Below are 16,147 nucleotides of genomic sequence, written 5' to 3' on the forward strand. Positions count from 1 at the left end.
CGCCAACGAGCTCTGGGGCAACGACGACGGGATCAACGCGATCTTCGGCGGCGGCGGCAACGACATCCTGCATGGCGGCAACCTGGCCGACACGCTGGAGGGCGGCGCCGGAAACGACGTCCTCTACGGCGGCGCGGGCAACGACATCCTGAAGGGCGGCGCGGGTGCCGACTACCTGGATGGCGGGACCGGCGTGGACACGGCCGATTACTCCGACAGCACTCTGTACGTGTCGGTCAACCTGCAGGACGAGACGCAGGGGACCCTCGGTGGTGCGGCCGGCGACGTGCTGATCAGCATCGAGAACGTGACCGGCTCGGTCCATGACGACTTCATCCGCGGCAATGCCGGCGCGAACTACCTGGCCGGCGGCGCGGGCAACGACCAGCTCCTGGGCGAGGCCGGCGACGACATCCTCGAGGGTGGCCTTGGCCGCGACGTCCTGACCGGCGGCGAAGGCAAGGACACGGCGACCTACCGCAACGCGACGACCGGCGTGACCGCCGATCTGAGCAACACGGTTGCCGGAACGGGCGAGGCGCTTGGCGACTCCTTCTTCCAGGTCGAGAACCTGGAAGGGTCGATCCACGACGACATCCTGTATGGCGACAACGCTGCCAACATGCTGACCGGCGGCGCCGGCAACGACACCCTCTACGGCGGTGGCGGTGCCGACCGGCTGATCGGTGGTGCCGGCAACGACACCCTGACCGGCGGCGCCGGAGCTGACACCTTCATCTTCACCAAGGGTGACGGTGCGGACCGGATCCTCGACTTTACCGCGGGCGATGGCGACATGGTCAGCGTCCGGAAGTTCGGCGCCGCGATCGACACCTATGCCGAGCTGTCCGCGCTGTTCCATCAGACGGGCAACGACGTGGTGGTCGACCTGGGCGGCGGCGACTCGCTGACCTTCGTCGGCACGACGATCGCCAGCCTGACCGCGGACCACTTCCTGTTCAGCTGAGGTCAAGCCTGGTGCACGGCCCTTCGGGGCCGTGACGATCGGCCGGCGGATCCCAGGGATCCGCCGGCCTTTTTTTATGCGCGCGCCCGGCGCATGTTCGGCTCTGGCTGGCTGGGAGGCTCCGGGAAGACATGCTGTTGCGCTGCGTGCTGTGCTCTGCCGAGCACCCGCCCACTCTCCGCTATGCCTGCGCCACCTGCGGCGGGCTGCTGGAGGTGGCGGGCGAGAGCGGCCTCGCCTCGCCCGCCGGCGCGCTGGGGATGTGGCGCAACGCATCCCGCCTGTCCGTCGGCGACGCCTCCGCCATCGTCTCGATGGGCGAGGGCGAGACCCCGCTGCTGCGGGCGGGAAAGGTCGAGGCGCAGCTGCCCGGCTTTCGCGGCGAGATCTGGCTGAAGGACGAGACGCGCAATCCTTCCGGCTCCTTCAAGGACCGGCTGGTCAGCGCCGCCATCTCCAAGGCGATCGAGCTCGGCGCGCGCGGCGTGGTCTGCGCCTCCTCGGGGAATGCCGGGGCTTCGGTCGCGGCCTATGCGGCGCGGGCGGGGATGCCGGCGCTGATCGTGGTGCCGGCCGCGACCCCGGACGGCAAGGTCACCCAGATCGCGGCGCATGGCGCGGTGCTGCTGAAGGTGCCGGGGCATTACAGCCGCTCCTATGACCTGGCCATGGCGCTGGCCGAGCACCAGGGCTTAGCCAACCTCACCACCACCTTCCTCAACCCCTATGGCGTCGATGCGCTGAAGCTGGTGGGGGCGGAGATCACCGGGCAGCTCGGCGGCCGCACCCCCAGCCATGTCCTGGTGCCCACCGGCAGCGGCCCGCTCGTCAAGGGCGTCGCCCAGGGCTTTGCGCAGGCAGAAAGCCCCCCGAAGCTGATCGCCGTGCAGGCCGAGGGCTGCGCCCCCATCGTCCGGGCCTTCGAGGCGGGGGCGGCGGCGGTGACCGCCTGGGGCATGCCGCAGACCATCGCCTCGGGCATCAGCGACCCGCTGATCGGCTATGAGGGCGATGGCAGCTACACGCTGAAGCTGGTGCGCGACAGCGGCGGGCTGGCGGTGGCGGTCAGCGACGACCAGCTGCGCGACGCCATGCAGACCCTGGCGCAGCGGGAGGGCCTCTATGCCGAGCCGACCGGCGCCAGCCCGGTCGCGGCATTGAAGAAGCTCTGGGCGGCGGGGCGGCTGGACGCCCGCGCGGTCGCGGTCTGCATGATCACCGGGCACGGCTTCAAGGATGTGCGGGTGTATCAGGCAATGCCGGCGCGCAGCCATCTGGTCGACGACCCGGACGACCTTGCGGCGGTGGCGCGGCTCTGTTCCTCTGCGCTGGAAGAACAGGGCCGGGCGAGGGGCTGACGACGAATGCGGATCACCATCCTGGGCGGCGGCGTGATCGGCGTCGCCAGCGCCTATTGGCTGCAGCAGCAGGGCCACCAGGTGACGGTGCTGGAGCGGCGCGAGGGCGCCGGGCTCGAGACCAGCTGGGGCAATGGCGCGATCATCCATGTCAGCTCGGTGCAGCCCTGGGCCGCGCCCGGCGTGCCGATGAAGGTGCTGAAATGGCTGGGGCAGGAGGATGCGCCGATGCTGCTGCGCCCCTCCGCCCTGCCGCGGATGTGGCGCTGGGGCCTGGGTTTTCTCCTGGCCTCCGGCGCGGGGCGGCACAAGGCGGGCGCGCTGTCGAATCTCGAGCTGGCGCTGCTCTCGGCGCGCAGCATGGCCGAGATCCGCGACGCCACCGGCGTGCAGTACGACTATGCCGGGCATTGCGTGCTGAAGACCTTCGCCGATGCGGCGACGCTGGAGGCGGCGGCGCTGGCGCATGAGCAGTTGGCCCCCTTCGGCCTGGTGACCGAGCGGCTGGACCGCGCCGGCTGCGTCGCGCGCGAGCCGGTGCTGGCCGGCGTCGCGCCGGAGGCCCTGGCCGGCGCTCTGTATTTCCCGCAGGACGAGGTCGGCGACTGCAACAAGTTCAGCCAGGGCCTGGCCGCCTGGTGCGCGGCGCGCGGGGCGGATTTCCGCTTCGGCGTCACCGTGCGCGAGCTGATCGTCCGCGGCGGCCGCGTGGTCGGCGCCGAGACCGACCAGGGCGCGGTGGAGGCCGACGCGGTGGTGGTGGCGCTGGGCAGCCACACCCCGGCGATGCTCCGCAAGCACGGGATCAGCGTGCCGATCTATCCGGTGAAGGGGCTGTCGGTCACCGCGCCGCGCAGCGTCTGGCCCGAGGGCCCGCGCCACGCCATCCTGGACGACGCGCACAAATTCGCCCTCACCCCGCTGGGCGACCGCTACCGCATCGTGGGCTCGGCCGAGGTCGCCGATTACGACACCACGCCGTCGCCCGCCCGTATCGGCGCGCTGATGAAGAATGTCGGCAAGCTGTTCCCGCAGCTGGCGGAGGCGCATGCGGCGCCGGGCGCGGTGCAATGGGCCGGGCTCAGGCCGATGGTGCCGGACGGGCGGCCGCGCATCGGCGCCACGCGGATCCCGGGGCTCTACCTGAACAGCGGGCATGGCCATACCGGCTGGACCATGGCGGCGGGCTCGGGCCGGCGGCTGGCCGAGGTGTTCGCGGCCCGCGCCAATGCGCCCGCCGCGGTCGCCTGACCGCCATGGATGAAAGTTAACCGCGAAAGATGCTGCGGGGCTGGCCGGCTTCTTGCTGGTGCCCGCGAAGGCTCTGGCGGCAAGCCGGGAAGCATGCCTAGCTAAGGCGCATCCCAGGCATGCCCTTCAGACATGCCGAGGCAAAGCAGGGGGACTGACGGATGGACCAGAACGAGGACAAGGCCAGCCTGGAGCGGCGCGGGCTGTTCGGCATGGGTGCTGCGGGCGCGGCCCTTGGGGGTGCTGCCGCCCTCTTCGCGCCGCGCGGCGCCATGGCGCAGACCGTGACCCGCAGCAAGCTGCAGACCATCAAGGAGCGCGGCCGGCTGATCGTCGGCACCGGCAGCACCAACCCGCCCTGGCACTTCGAGGGCGCCGACGGCAAGCTGCAGGGCATGGACATCGACCTGGCCCGGCTGCTGGCCAAGTCGCTGTTCGACGACCCCAACAAGGTCGAGTTCGTGCTGCAGGGCTCGGATGCCCGCATCCCCTCGCTGATCACCGACAAGGTCGACATCGTCGTCCAGTGGATGACGGTGACCCCGGGCCGCGCGCAGCAGGTGGAATTCACCATCCCCTATTACCGCGAGGGCGTCAGCCTGATGATGCTGGCGCGCGGCGGCAAGTACACCAAGTTCGACGAGCTGAAGGCGGGCGGCGCCAATATCACCATCGGCGGCATGCAGAACGTCTTCCTCGAGGAATGGGTGCGCAAGGCGCTGCCCCAGGCCAAGGTCGATGCCTTCGAGAGCCCGGACGCCACGCTGCAGGCGCTGAACGCGCGGCGCATCGACGCCTATATGGCCGACCAGTCGGCGATGCGCTGGCTGATGCAGCAGGCGCCCGGCCGCTTTGTCGATTCCGGCTATGGCTGGATGCCCAATTCCTATGCATCCGCGGTGAAGCCCGGCGACCCGGTGTGGCTGAACTGGGTCAACACCGTCTACAAGGAGGCGATGATGGGCGTCGATTTCGACTATTTCGCCGCCTCCTACAAGAAGTGGTTCGGCATCGAGCTGCCGACGCCGAAGGTCGGCTTCCCGACCGAATTCGCCTGACCTGAGCGCAGCGCGGCGGGGGCCGGGCCCTCGCCGCGCTCCCGCTTTCCCGAGCGCCGAGGCGGCATGATCAATTACCATTTCGACTGGAGCGTCATCGCCCGGAACATGGATCGGTTCCTGGCGGCGCTGGGGCTGGGGCTGGGCCTGGCCGTCATCTCGCTGGCCATCGGCTGCGTGCTGGGGCTGGCGGTGGCCTATGCCCGGGTCTCGCCCAGGCGCTGGCTGTCCGGGCCGGCCTGGTTCTATGTCGAGCTGATCCGCTGCATGCCGCTGCTGCTGCTGATCTTCTTCATCTACTTCGGCCTGCCGGAGTTCGGCATCTACTTCATGGACAAGACCCAGAGCTTTGTCCTGACCCTGTCGCTCTATGCCGCCGCCTATATGAGCGAGGTGTTTCGCGCCGGGCTCGCCTCGATCCCGAAGCAATACGTGGAAGCCGCCAAGGCGATCGGCATGCGGCCCTGGCAGCGGCAGCGCTATGTCGTGCTGCCGGTGATGTTCCGCATCACCCTGCCGGCGATCAGCAACAACCTGATCTCGCTGTTCAAGGACACCTCGCTCGCCGCGGCCATCGCCGTGCCGGAGCTCACCTTCCTGGCCCGCCAGGTGAACGCCAACACCTTCCGCGTCATGGAGGTCTGGCTGACCGCCAGCGCCATGTACCTGGCCACCGCCTATCTGCTCGCCACCCTGCTGCGCCTGGTCGAGCGCCGCTACGCCAGCATCCGCTGAAGGAGGGCGACCGATGGACTTCTCGATGACGCCCGGCACCTTCCTGTTCGAGGCCTGGCAGGCGCGTTTCTCCCTGTTGAACGGGCTGTCGGTGACCATCGGCAGCTCGGCCATCACCATCGTGCTGGCGACGCTGCTGGGCATCCTGGTCGGCATCACCCTGGCCTATGGCTGGTGGCCGCTGCGGCTGCTGGCGCGGCTCTATGTCGACTTCATGCGCGGCATCCCCGTGCTGGTGCTGATCCTCTTCACCTATTACGGACTGGCCCTCTTCGGCATCAACGTGCCGGCCTTCTGGGCAGGGGTCATCGCCCTGTCCGCCTTCGCCACCGCCCATGTCGCCGAGAACCTGCGCGGCGCGGTGCAATCCGTCCCCGCCGGCCAGATGGAGGCGGCCAAGTCGATCGGGCTCCGCTTTGACCAGCGGCTGCGCTACGTCATCATCCCCCAGGCCTTCCGCCGCATGCTGCCGCCCTGGGTCAATACCGGGCTGGAAGTGGTCAAGGGCACTACCCTGCTGTCGGTGATCGGCGTGGTCGAGCTGCTGCTGGCCAGCCAGCAGGTGATGGCGCGCAACTACCTGATCATCGACTTCTACCTGCTGGCCGGGGCCATGTACCTGGCGGTGAACTTCGCCCTCGCGCAGCTCGGCGGCATGCTGGAGCGGCGCTTTTCCTATCTGCGCTATTGAGGAGCCGGCACGGCATGGTCGAACAGGTGCTGCTGCGCGCGATCGGCGTGCGCAAGAGCTTCGGCGCGCTGGAGGTGCTGAAGGGCATCGACCTGGAGGTGCGGCAGGGCCAGGTGGTGTCGCTGATCGGCGCCTCGGGCTCCGGCAAGACGACCTTCCTGCGCTGCGTCAACATGCTGGAAGAGCATGACGCCGGCGATATCCTTCTGGATGGCGACCCGATCGGCTACCGCGTCGAGGGCGGCAAGCGCCGGCGGATGAGCGAGACGGCGGTCTCCGCCCAGCGCGCCCGCATCGGCATGGTGTTCCAGCAGTTCAACCTGTTCCCGCATCTGACGGCGGAAGAGAACGTCATGCTGGGGCTGACCAAGGTCCTGGGCAAGACCAAGGCCGAGGCGCGCGACATCGCCGGCCACTGGCTGGGCAAGGTCGGGCTGGAGGCGCGGCGCGGGCACTACCCCTACCAGCTCTCGGGCGGGCAGCAGCAGCGGGTGGCGATGGCGCGGGCGGTGGCGATGGAGCCTCGTTTGCTGCTGTTCGACGAGGTGACGTCCGCTTTGGACCCCGAGCTGGTCGCGGAAGTGCTGCAGGTGATGAAGGCGCTGGCGGAAAGCGGGATGACCATGCTGGTGGTCAGCCACGAGATGCTTTTTGTCAGAGACGTTTCCCACCACGTGGTCTTCATGGATCAGGGGAAGGTGGCCCAGGCGGGATCGCCGGCGGAAGTTTTTGGCAATCCAGAGAGCGAGCGGTTGCGGAGCTTTTTGGGTCGGTTCCATGGTTTTTTTTGAGGGGAGATTGATGTGTTCGCGGCAATAAAAACTAACGAAGATGGTTCGCCGTCCAATTTGACTATCATGCCCTCTCTGGAGCACATAAAGAAAGAAATAGAATCTGATAATATAAAAGAATCAAAAAATCAAAAAATAGAAGATGAATACAAAATATCTAGAGGGAGGGAGAAGTATTTTCTGGAAGACACACTAAATAAAATTATTGAACAAAGTAAATCTCAGACCGAGATGATGAATATAATTTCTGTAGTCATCACGCGATATCCAAGTATGGTTCTAAAGAGAGAAATACTAACTCCTCTTGAAGAAGGCGAGAAATTTATTGAAGAGTTTGGTAATTATAGAATTTACGCCATTGATGGTGACATAAAAGAAGACATTAAAGAGAGAGTGGATAAGCTTTCTAGATCGATAAACGGAATAAATTCTCTTCCTTCAGCAATATTTCTAAGTATGATCTCTATGTTTGATTCAAATATAGTCGATATATTGAGAGAAATAATATACAATCAGACAAATATGGATCAATTTAGTTCGAGGACAATTACTTTCGGGGATGTCCTTCAAGCCGATTCCATTCAAACTATAAAAGATAAAATAGTGGATGAAGAAATATATGCATTTGGAAGGGGTAGCCACGAAGATCAAGTAAAGTACATAGAATCAAATTTCCATATTTCTATAATAAGCTCGTGGGATTTGTGGGCCGATTTCATAGAAATATTCGAGAGAAGAAATCTCATAGCTCACGGCGAAAAGAGATTTACGACGAGGTATTTGAATATTTGCTCAAAGCACGGAGGGAAGAAGTTTTCGGAACTTGTTGGCACTCCTATTGAATTAAGTCAGGAATATATAGAGTCCTCCGAAGACATTCTACTTGAATTCAGGGTCCTCCTGATATTTTGCTTGAGGAGAAAGCTCAAAAAATTAAGCGACGATGAGAACTATATTCAAATGAATGAAGTTTGTTTCACACTTATAAATTCCGGAAGATACTCAATCGCAACAAATATAATAAAATTTATACTCTCTATGAAGGGAGTAAAATGTAATGACCGAACAAGGAAAATGATTACCCTTAATCTTGCCAGCGCCTACAAGCACCAAGAAGAAGACAAGAAATGCATCGATACCATCAACGCCATTGACTGGACATCTTCTTCTGAAGAATTCAAAGTCTGCGTCTATGCTCTTAAGGAGGACATAAAAAATCTTTTACTGTCGATGGAAAAGATAAAAAATTCTGATTTTATTACTAAGAAGTGCTATAGAAATTGGCCGATATTTGATTTTGTGAGAGAGAATCAGGAATTTATCGATAAATTTGAGAAGCTTTACGGCCAATCAAGTGATGAAGAAAAACTTTCCGTTCCGGAGTAATGCTGCGATTTGGGATTTTCCTGTGCAGCGTTATACGCTGCCGTGATTTGCGGCTCCGCTTCCACCAGGGCATCCACAAAAAAAGCCCTGGTGGATGAGGCCCGCATCGATGCCGTCCCACAGCCTGCGTTCCTGGAAGATCTGGCTCCTGGCCGCGGTGGCGGTGCTCGCCTCCGGCTGGATGGAATACAACCTCATCCACGTGATCCTGGTGCTGACCGGCCGCTTCCCCCTATTCGAGGGCGCGGCCCAGGCGGTGCTGGCGACGCTGTTGCTGGCGGCGCTCTCGGCCGTGACGGTGGAGGGCTGGAAGTTCGCCGCCTTGGCCGGCCCCCTGAAGCGCGACTGGTCGGCCTGGGCGCCGTTCGGCCTGGCCTTCGGCACCTTCCAGGCCATCGGCGTCGTGGTCACCTGGACCCTGCAGCGGCTGACCGTCGGCGAGATGATGGGCGGCTTCTCCCCGCTGCTGCTGGTCGTGGCAGCCAAGGTCGGGCTGATCCATGCGGCGCTTGGCTGGCTGGCGGCGGCGGCGGCGCGGCCGCCGGGCGGGCCGCGCCTGGCTTTCGGTGCCGTGGTGCTGGCGACGGTGCTGTTCGCGCTGCTGCCGCTGCGGCTGGCGAGCTACCTGGTGCCGCTGCCCGAGCTGCTGTTCCAGGCCGAGTTCTGGCTGCAGCTGGCGATGGTGGCGGGCTTCGCCGCCCTCGCCTGGCGCGCCTTCGCGGCCACCCCTGTCGAGCCCGGGCCGGCGCGCCGCATCCTGGCGACGCTGCTCGGCGTGGCGGGGCTGACGGCGCTGGGGCTGGGCCTGGCGGTGCTGCTGGTGCGGAACGACCCGGCGCCGGTGCTGCTGGTGGCCGCGGGCCTGGCCTTCCTGGTATGGATGATCCATCAGCAGCGCCGGCGCGGCGGCATGCGGCGGGTGGGGTGAAGGACATGACCGAGAAGCCGCCGCTTTCCTCCGCCTCCTGGACCGGCCTGCCCGAGGAAACCCCGGCCCAGGCCTTCGCCCGCCAGTTCCGCCCGCCCGAGAGCATGGCGACGCAGCACAAGGCCGCCATGACCGCGCTGCTCTTCGTCGCGGGCATCGCCTTGTTCTTCGGCTGGAGCTTCATCCTCGGCCTGTCCTCGCCGGCCACGCCCTCGGCCGAGACCGGGCAGACGCAGTACTGGACCTTCGGCCGCGGCGGGCCGGCCTTCTACGTCACCCGTGTCGAGGCCGGGATCGGCCTGGCGCTGATCTCCATCAGCCTGCTGGGCCCGGCCGGCTTCCTCGGCTGGACGGCCTGGCGCGAGCGCCGGCGCGCATGAAAAAGGGCGCCGGGGAAAACCCCCGGCGCCCGTGCCACGCCGCCGCGCCCACCGGGCGCGGTAACTGACAAGAATTACCTGGGCGCGTTGACGTTCATCGCCACGGTGTATTCGTCCGCGCGCGGCTCGTAGGTCATGCCGCCGCGCAGCGCCCAGATGTTCTTCTGCATGTGCAGCGTGATCAGCGAGACGTCTTCCATCGCGACGCGCATCGCCTGCTTGAACAGCTCCTCGCGCTTCTCGTCGTCGGCGGTGCGCAGGCCCTCTTCGGTCAGGCGATCCACCTCGGCGTTGGAATAGCCGCTGAAGTTGACCGTCCCAAAACCCTTCTCGGGGATGCGGGTGGTCAGGTTGCCGCGGATGGCGGTGGAGGGCTCGCCCGAGGTCGCCCAGCCGATCAGCATCGCCGACATGTCGTTCTTCGCCTGGCGCTGCGCCATCACGGCGAAGGGCATGGCGTCGACGCGGGTCTTCACGCCGATGCGCTGCCACATCTGGCCGATCGCCTGGATGATCTGGGCGTCGGCGACATAGCGGTTGTTCGGCCCGATCAGGGTGATGCTGAAGCCGTTGGGATAGCCGGCATCGGCCAGCAGCTTCTTGGCGCGGTCGATGTCGAGCGCCGGCGCCGGCAGGTCGGCGACATAGCCGTTGGCGCCGGGCGGCATCATCTGGCCGGTCGGCAGGCCCGCGCCCTGCAGCACGCGGTCGACGATGGCCTGGCGGTTGATGCCGATCGACAGCGCCTGGCGCACGCGCAGGTCGCGCAGCGGGTTCTTGTCCAGCTTCTCGCCGTTCGGCCCGGTGATATAGGGCGAGACGTCATGCGCCACGTCGAGCTTCAGGTAGATCGAGCGCAGGCTCGGCACCTCGGAGAAGGTGACGCCCTGGGTCTGGCGCAGCCGCGGCGCATCGGCCGGCGGCACCACGTCGATCATCTGCACGTCGCCCGACAGCAGCGCCGCGACCCGCACGCCGTCGCTGGTGATGAAGCGGTAGTTGACCGTCGCCCAATCCGGCTTGTCGCCCCAATAGCCGTCGTTGCGGGTCATCACCACGCGATCGTCGGGGGTGAAGCTGACCAGCTTGAAGGGGCCGGTGCCGATGACGGCCTTGCCGTTGTTGAAGTCGCCGGTGGCGACGTTGTCGCCGACCTTCTTGCAGATGATGAAGACGTTGTTCAGGTCGTAGGGCAGCAGCGGGTAGACGCCGTTGGTCTTGAAGCGGATCGTGTGCGGGTCGACGATCTCGCTGGAGACGATGCCGCGGGTGTAGATCGAGAAGGAGCCCGGGCTGTTGATGACGGCGGGCACGCGCTTGATGGTGAAGGCCACGTCCTCGGCGGTGAAGTCGTCGCCGTTGCTGAACTTCACGCCGCGCCGCAGCTTGAATTCCCAGGTGCTGTCGTCGACCAGCTTCCAGCTCTCGGCCAGGCCCGGGATCAGCTTGGCATTGGCGTCGCGGTGCACCAGCTTATCGAAGAAGTGCTCGGCCACCATGTTGTTGGGGGAGAGCGTGTGATAGTGCGGGTCGAGCGAGGTGGGCGGCGCGGCGACAGCCAGGCTCAGCGTGCGGCTGGCGGCGGCGGCTTGCGCGCGGGCCGGACCGCTGCCCAGGCTGGACCCCAGGGCGGCCACGCCGGCGGCGGAAGCGGCCAGCAAGCCGCGGCGGCTGAGGGGGGCGCGGAGGACGGTGCGCTGCATGAGAAGACATCTCCGAGTACGGTGGCGTGACTGCCGTGGTCCCTGGTCGGCCGCTTTCTTGTGATGGCGGCTCGGGCGTGATTGCTGCATCGGCGATGGGGTCCCGTCAACGGGTCCGTGATCGGAGAGCCTGGGCTTGACCAATCCGAACAGCTTCTCGGGCAATCCGGCGAAGCTCGCCCGCTGGGACGAGCGCTACCTGGGCCTGGCGCACCACATCGCCCAATGGTCGAAGGATCCGCGCGCCAAGGTCGGCGCCGTGCTGGTGCAGCAGCGCTATGCCCGGATCGTGGCGACCGGCTTCAACGGCTTCCCCGCCAATGTCGAGGATTCCGCCGAGCGGCTGCAGGACAAGGCGCAGAAGCTGCAGATGATCCTGCATGCCGAGCAGAACGCCCTGCTGCATGCCGGGCGCGAGGCGCGGGAATGCGACGCCTATGTGGTGGGCAAGCCGGTCTGCAACGTCTGCGCGACGCTGCTGATCCAGTCGGGCGTCCGCCGGGTGGTCGCCGCCGCCCCGCGCGCCGGCACCGGCAGCTACTGGGACAAGGTCGGCCTGCTGGCGATCGACATGCTGCGCGAGGCGGGGGTGGAGTTCACCCCCGTCACCGGCGAGCAGCTGGACCGGCTGGGGCTGAACCGGGACGAGGCGCGCGCCGCCCAGGACCCTTTCTCCACCCACCAGCACAGCTTCGACTTCGGGGGCGAGGGCGAATGACCGCCCCCGCCGGCTGAGTCGATTTCCGCGGCCCGGCGCGCTATACCCCCCGACCCCCGCAAGACGACGACCCCGGAGCAGCGCAGTTGACGACCCCCGACACCCAGACGGCGACCGAGGCGCAGCGTCGGCGGACTTTCGCGATCATCGCCCATCCTGACGCCGGCAAGACCACCCTGACCGAGCAGCTGCTGCTCCTCGGCGGCGCCATCCAGATCGCCGGCGCGGTCCGCGCCAAGGGCGAGCGGCGGCGGACCCGCTCCGACTGGATGAAGATCGAGCAGGACCGCGGCATCTCGGTCGCGACCAGCGTCATGACCTTCGAATATGCCGGGCAGATCTTCAACCTGCTGGATACCCCGGGCCACGAGGACTTCTCCGAGGACACCTACCGGACGCTGTCGGCGGTCGACGCCGCGGTGATGGTGATCGACGCCGCCAAGGGCATCGAGGCGCAGACCCGCAAGCTGTTCGAGGTCTGCCGCCTGCGCGACATCCCCATCGTCACCTTCATCAACAAGATGGACCGCGAGGCGCGCGAGCCGCTGGAGCTGCTCGACGAGATCGAGAAGACCCTGGCCCTCGACGTCACCCCGGCCACCTGGCCGATCGGCTCGGGCCGGCAATTCTCCGGCGTCTATGACCGCCAGGACGCGACGCTGCGCCTGCTGACCGAGGGCGGCGAGCGCGACGAGAAGCTCGAAGGCCCCGAGGATCCGCGCATCGACGGGCTGCTGCCGCATGGCCAGGGCGACCTGCTGCGCGAGGGCATCGAGGTCGCCTCGATGTACAACGACTTCGCCCTCGACAGCTTCCGCGAGGGCCATCTGACGCCGATCTATTTCGGCAGCGCGCTGCGCGGCTTCGGCGTCAAGCACCTGCTGGACGGCCTGGCCCGCTACGCCCCCCCGCCCTCCGCCCGCCGCGCCGATGTCCGCGTGGTCGAGCCGGAGGAAGAGAAGCTGTCCGGCTTCGTCTTCAAGATCCAGGCGAACACCGACCTGAACCACCGCGACCGCGTGGCCTTCCTGCGCATCTGCTCCGGCAAGCTGCGCAAGGGCGCGCGCCTGAAGCAGGTCCGCACCGGCAAGTCGATCCCGGTCAACGCGCCGCTGTTCTTCTTCGCCAAGGAACGCCAGGTGGCCGAGGAAGCCTGGCCTGGCGACGTGGTCGGCATCGCCAACCACGGCGTGCTGCGCATCGGCGACACCCTGACCGACGGCGAGGAGCTGAACTTCCGCGGCGTCCCCAGCTTCGCGCCCGAGATCCTGCGCCGCATCCGCCTGGACGACCCGATGCTGGCCAAGAAGCTGCGCAAGGCGCTCGACCAGCTGGCCGACGAAGGCGTGGTCCAGGTGTTCCGCCCGATGGACGGCAGCCAGCCGGTGGTCGGCGTGGTGGGCCAGCTGCAGCTCGACGTGCTGAGCAGCCGCATCCAGGCCGAATACGGCGTCCAGGTCGGCTTCGAGGCGACCAGCTGGTCCACCATGCGCTGGATCGCGACCGAAGACCGCGTGGCGCTCGACCGCTTCCTGCGCACTGCGCCCAGCCAGATGGCCGAAGACCACGACAACGAGCCGGTGGCCTTCTTCAACTCCGAATGGGGACGGAAACGCTCGGAAGAAGAATGGCCGCAGCTGAAGTTCCTGGCGTTGCGGGAACAGCACGGGGTCTGAAGACAGGGGCAGGCGAGGGGAATGAATTCCCCTCGACCCCTTCTTTTTTCTATTCATTGGCCGTTCGATGGCCAGCGCTTCAGTGGCGCCGTCGCCAGGGCATCCCGGCGGGGCGCCAAGCTGCGCGATGTTCCGGCGACGGCTGAGATGGTCTCAGTCGCCCGCGATCCGTCCGCCACGGAAAATGAAATCTTCCCGGCGGAGGGGAAGGATCGTGACTCGCCGGTTTTGTACCTCGGGCTTGCCCTCGGCAGTGTTCACGAGGGGCCAGTCAGACCCCTTGACGATCACCCTGAGGCAGCCGCGGCCGAAGCCGAGCCGGAGGAGTTCCTGCTTTACAGCTTCGGCGCGAAGCCTGCTGATGATGATCCGGCGCTCTGGCGTGCCGGTCAGGTCCGAATGGCCGTGCAACTCGGCGCAACTTCGTCCGATGGCCCTGTTGTGCTCGGCGAGCCATGCGATGTTCTGCGCCCCCCTCTGTCCGTAATCCGTCGTGTCTCCTGGGAAGAAGATATCGAGGTGGCTAGTAGAGGCCTGGAGAGGTCGGGCCACCAGGGCGCAAACAACGCCAAAGGTAACCACCAGCATGCGGCAAGATCTCGGCATCCACGTCACAGGTCGCGATCCCACCGGGCCATTTCACGTACTGTGCCCACGTGGACACGGCAGTCCGAAAGAAAAAAGAAGGGGTCCAGGGGAATTCATTCCCCTGGCCTTTACCTTTCTTCTCTTCACTTCGCCCGGATATGGAAAGCCAAAGTCTCTTCATCCGTCCGCGGCGTGAAGGTCAGGTTCGCGCGCCCCGCCCAGACGGTCGGCAGGATGACGATGGGGATCTGGCCCGCATCGGCCACGGCCTTGGCCTGGATCTCCTGGAACAGGGCGCGGCGCTTGTCGTCGTTCAGCGTGCCCATGGCTTCGGCGATCAGCTTGTCCAGCTCCGGGTTGGAGTAGCTGGAGACGTTGAAGGCGCCGTAGCGGCCGCCGGGCCCTTCCTTGGTGTGGATGAAGGAGGAGACGGCGTAGCCCGCCTCGCCGGTGAGGGTCCCCCAGCCGGCCATGGTCACCGGGTAGTCGCCGCGGGTGCGGGCGGCGAAGAAGATGGTGCGCGGCTGGGCGTTGACCTGCACGTCCAGGCCCACGCGGGCGAAGAGCTGGCCGAGCGCGGTGCAGGTGGCGCCGTCGCCGGGCAGCCGGTCGGAGGAGCAGAACAGCGGGAAGCGGAAGCCGTTCGGGTATCCGGCCTCGGCGAGCAGGGCCTTGGCGCGGTTGATGTCGGTCGGCAGGCGGGGCGGGTTCGGGTTGGCGCCGAACATGCCGGACGGCATCAGCTGGTAGGCGGTGGTGGCGGTGCCCTCGAAGACCGACTGGGCGATGGCCTGGCGGTCGATTGCCAGCGACAGCGCCTGGCGGACGCGGAGGTCGCGGAACGGGTTGCGCGGCAGGGTCTGGCCGGCCTTGTCGGTGATGCCGCGCAGCGCCGGCAGGGACATGTCCTCGCGCATGTCGGGGTAGAGGATGAAGGTGTAGATGCTCTCGCCCTGGTAGAGGGAAAGATTCCGCTCCCGCTTCAGCCGGGCGATGTCCGAGACGGGGATGTAGTTGGCGAAGTCGACGCGGTTGGACAGCAGGCCGGCGACGCGGGCGGCATCGTTGCTGATCTCGACCAGGGTGACCTTGGACCAGGGCGCCTCGCCGCCCCAGTAGCCGGGGGCGCGCTCCATCACCAGGTCGCCGCGCGGAGTCCAGGAGACGAACTTGAAGGGCCCGGTGCCGATGGCGGCGGCGCCGCTGTTGAATTCCGGCGCCTTCGAGCTCGGCGCGATGCCGGCCGAGACGATGAACAGCCGCGTCATGTCCTGTGGCAGGGCGGCGTTGGGCACGTTGGTGCGGATGCGGACGGTGTGGTCGTCGACGATGTCCACGGCCACGATGCTGCGGGTGTAGATGACCAGCCCGCCATCGGGGCCGGCGGCGTCCTTCACCCGCTCGATCGAGAACTTGACGTCGGCGGCGGTGAAGGGCCGGCCGTCATGGAACTTGACCCCCTCGCGCAGCTTGAATTCCCAGGTCAGGTCGTCGACGGCGCGCCAGGAGGTGGCGAGCGCCGGCGCCACCTGCAGCTTCTCGTCGACGGCGACCAGGCTGTCGAAGATGTTGCGCAGCGCCGCGGCGTGGTTGCCGAGCGCCATGAAATGGGGGTCGATGCCCTCCGGCCCGGCGCGCACGCCGATGCGCAGCTCCTGCGCCTGGGCGGCGGGCAAGGGGGTGGCGGCGGCCAGAGCCAGGACGGCTGCGGCCGAGAACAGTATTCTGCGAAGCATTGACGGAATCTCCCCGATCTTTCAGCGTCCCTCGGGTCAGAGGGTGCTGAAGCACCGCGGATCCGGCAAGGGCTTCCGCGCGGAAACGGCACCGCTGCAGGCTAGAGAGATCAAGACCCATGGCGAACACGGCTGACAGCGCGGCGGCGGAGGGGTTGTCCGGCCCCATCCTGGTCTGGGG

15 protein-coding genes are annotated in these 16,147 nt (G+C 66.0%); 12 read left to right on the forward strand and 3 right to left on the reverse strand.

Annotation, left to right across the window (positions count from 1 at the left end):
• The 10 genes from BKE38_RS33650 to BKE38_RS15535 all read left to right on the forward strand — a co-directional run.
• A partial coding sequence (locus BKE38_RS33650) for a calcium-binding protein (RefSeq protein ID WP_131829608.1) occupies positions 1-967 on the forward strand: 967 nt, incomplete at its 5' end.
• A 131-nt stretch (positions 968-1,098) separates the two neighbouring features.
• Positions 1,099-2,325, forward strand: a complete 1,227-nt coding sequence (thrC, locus tag BKE38_RS15500; protein WP_076958200.1) for a threonine synthase — start codon at positions 1,099-1,101, stop codon at positions 2,323-2,325.
• A gap of 6 nt (positions 2,326-2,331) precedes the next feature.
• Entirely contained in the window at positions 2,332-3,576 is a 1,245-nt protein-coding gene (locus BKE38_RS15505; protein WP_076958201.1) for a D-amino acid dehydrogenase, read from the forward strand.
• Positions 3,577-3,737: 161 nt separating this feature from the next.
• The gene (locus BKE38_RS15510; RefSeq protein ID WP_076958202.1) at positions 3,738-4,634 is read left to right on the forward strand and encodes a transporter substrate-binding domain-containing protein; all 897 of its coding nucleotides are present in this window, start codon (positions 3,738-3,740) and stop codon (positions 4,632-4,634) included.
• 66 nt (positions 4,635-4,700) lie between these two features.
• Positions 4,701-5,369, forward strand: coding sequence for an amino acid ABC transporter permease (locus tag BKE38_RS15515; RefSeq protein ID WP_106409228.1), 669 nt, complete (start codon positions 4,701-4,703; stop codon positions 5,367-5,369).
• A 13-nt stretch (positions 5,370-5,382) separates the two neighbouring features.
• The gene (locus tag BKE38_RS15520) at positions 5,383-6,060 is read left to right on the forward strand and encodes an amino acid ABC transporter permease (RefSeq protein ID WP_076958203.1); all 678 of its coding nucleotides are present in this window, start codon (positions 5,383-5,385) and stop codon (positions 6,058-6,060) included.
• 14 nt (positions 6,061-6,074) lie between these two features.
• Positions 6,075-6,851: an amino acid ABC transporter ATP-binding protein gene (locus BKE38_RS15525; protein ID WP_076958204.1), complete on the forward strand. Its 777-nt coding sequence runs from the start codon at positions 6,075-6,077 to the stop codon at positions 6,849-6,851.
• A 66-nt stretch (positions 6,852-6,917) separates the two neighbouring features.
• The gene (locus BKE38_RS31520; protein ID WP_131829609.1) at positions 6,918-8,237 is read left to right on the forward strand and encodes a hypothetical protein; all 1,320 of its coding nucleotides are present in this window, start codon (positions 6,918-6,920) and stop codon (positions 8,235-8,237) included.
• Positions 8,238-8,346: 109 nt separating this feature from the next.
• A complete protein-coding gene (locus BKE38_RS32105; protein ID WP_076958205.1) occupies positions 8,347-9,165 on the forward strand; it encodes a hypothetical protein in 819 nt (272 codons plus the stop codon).
• A gap of 5 nt (positions 9,166-9,170) precedes the next feature.
• Complete coding sequence (locus BKE38_RS15535; protein ID WP_131829610.1) at positions 9,171-9,545, forward strand: hypothetical protein; 375 nt, start codon at positions 9,171-9,173, stop codon at positions 9,543-9,545.
• 74 nt (positions 9,546-9,619) lie between these two features.
• On the opposite strand, the gene BKE38_RS15540 is transcribed toward BKE38_RS15535, so the two are convergent.
• Entirely contained in the window at positions 9,620-11,248 is a 1,629-nt protein-coding gene (locus tag BKE38_RS15540; protein ID WP_076958207.1) for an ABC transporter substrate-binding protein, read from the reverse strand.
• 136 nt (positions 11,249-11,384) lie between these two features.
• On the opposite strand from BKE38_RS15540, the gene BKE38_RS15545 reads away from it, so the two are divergent.
• Both BKE38_RS15545 and BKE38_RS15550 read left to right on the forward strand, forming a co-directional pair.
• Entirely contained in the window at positions 11,385-11,966 is a 582-nt protein-coding gene (locus tag BKE38_RS15545) for a deoxycytidylate deaminase (RefSeq protein WP_076958208.1), read from the forward strand.
• Positions 11,967-12,052: 86 nt separating this feature from the next.
• Positions 12,053-13,642: a peptide chain release factor 3 gene (locus BKE38_RS15550; RefSeq protein ID WP_076958209.1), complete on the forward strand. Its 1,590-nt coding sequence runs from the start codon at positions 12,053-12,055 to the stop codon at positions 13,640-13,642.
• 153 nt (positions 13,643-13,795) lie between these two features.
• On the opposite strand, the gene BKE38_RS15555 is transcribed toward BKE38_RS15550, so the two are convergent.
• Together BKE38_RS15555 and BKE38_RS15560 are read right to left on the reverse strand one after the other, a co-directional pair.
• Positions 13,796-14,230: an OmpA family protein gene (locus BKE38_RS15555; protein WP_076958210.1), complete on the reverse strand. Its 435-nt coding sequence runs from the start codon at positions 14,228-14,230 to the stop codon at positions 13,796-13,798.
• Positions 14,231-14,373: 143 nt separating this feature from the next.
• On the reverse strand, positions 14,374-15,966 hold the full coding sequence (locus tag BKE38_RS15560) for an ABC transporter substrate-binding protein (protein ID WP_076958211.1): 1,593 nt from the start codon (positions 15,964-15,966) through the stop codon (positions 14,374-14,376).
• Between the last annotated feature and the right edge of the window lie 181 nt (positions 15,967-16,147).

This window comes from Teichococcus deserti, assembly GCF_001982615.1.
Taxonomy (GTDB): domain Bacteria; phylum Pseudomonadota; class Alphaproteobacteria; order Acetobacterales; family Acetobacteraceae; genus Pseudoroseomonas; species Pseudoroseomonas deserti.

Bases quoted from the DNA above. Each gene is read 5' to 3' on its own strand.
- BKE38_RS15555 (WP_076958210.1), bottom strand. From the start codon at position 14,230: ATGCTGGTGGTTACCTTTGGCGTTGTTTGCGCCCTGGTGGCCCGACCT.
- BKE38_RS15520 (WP_076958203.1), top strand. From the start codon at position 5,383: ATGGACTTCTCGATGACGCCCGGCACCTTCCTGTTCGAGGCCTGGCAG.
- BKE38_RS15510 (WP_076958202.1), top strand. From the start codon at position 3,738: ATGGACCAGAACGAGGACAAGGCCAGCCTGGAGCGGCGCGGGCTGTTC.
- BKE38_RS15525 (WP_076958204.1), top strand. From the start codon at position 6,075: ATGGTCGAACAGGTGCTGCTGCGCGCGATCGGCGTGCGCAAGAGCTTC.
- BKE38_RS15535 (WP_131829610.1), top strand. From the start codon at position 9,171: ATGACCGAGAAGCCGCCGCTTTCCTCCGCCTCCTGGACCGGCCTGCCC.
- BKE38_RS15540 (WP_076958207.1), bottom strand. From the start codon at position 11,248: ATGCAGCGCACCGTCCTCCGCGCCCCCCTCAGCCGCCGCGGCTTGCTG.
- BKE38_RS32105 (WP_076958205.1), top strand. From the start codon at position 8,347: ATGCCGTCCCACAGCCTGCGTTCCTGGAAGATCTGGCTCCTGGCCGCG.
- thrC (WP_076958200.1), top strand. From the start codon at position 1,099: ATGCTGTTGCGCTGCGTGCTGTGCTCTGCCGAGCACCCGCCCACTCTC.
- BKE38_RS15515 (WP_106409228.1), top strand. From the start codon at position 4,701: ATGATCAATTACCATTTCGACTGGAGCGTCATCGCCCGGAACATGGAT.
- BKE38_RS15505 (WP_076958201.1), top strand. From the start codon at position 2,332: ATGCGGATCACCATCCTGGGCGGCGGCGTGATCGGCGTCGCCAGCGCC.
- BKE38_RS15560 (WP_076958211.1), bottom strand. From the start codon at position 15,966: ATGCTTCGCAGAATACTGTTCTCGGCCGCAGCCGTCCTGGCTCTGGCC.
- BKE38_RS31520 (WP_131829609.1), top strand. From the start codon at position 6,918: ATGCCCTCTCTGGAGCACATAAAGAAAGAAATAGAATCTGATAATATA.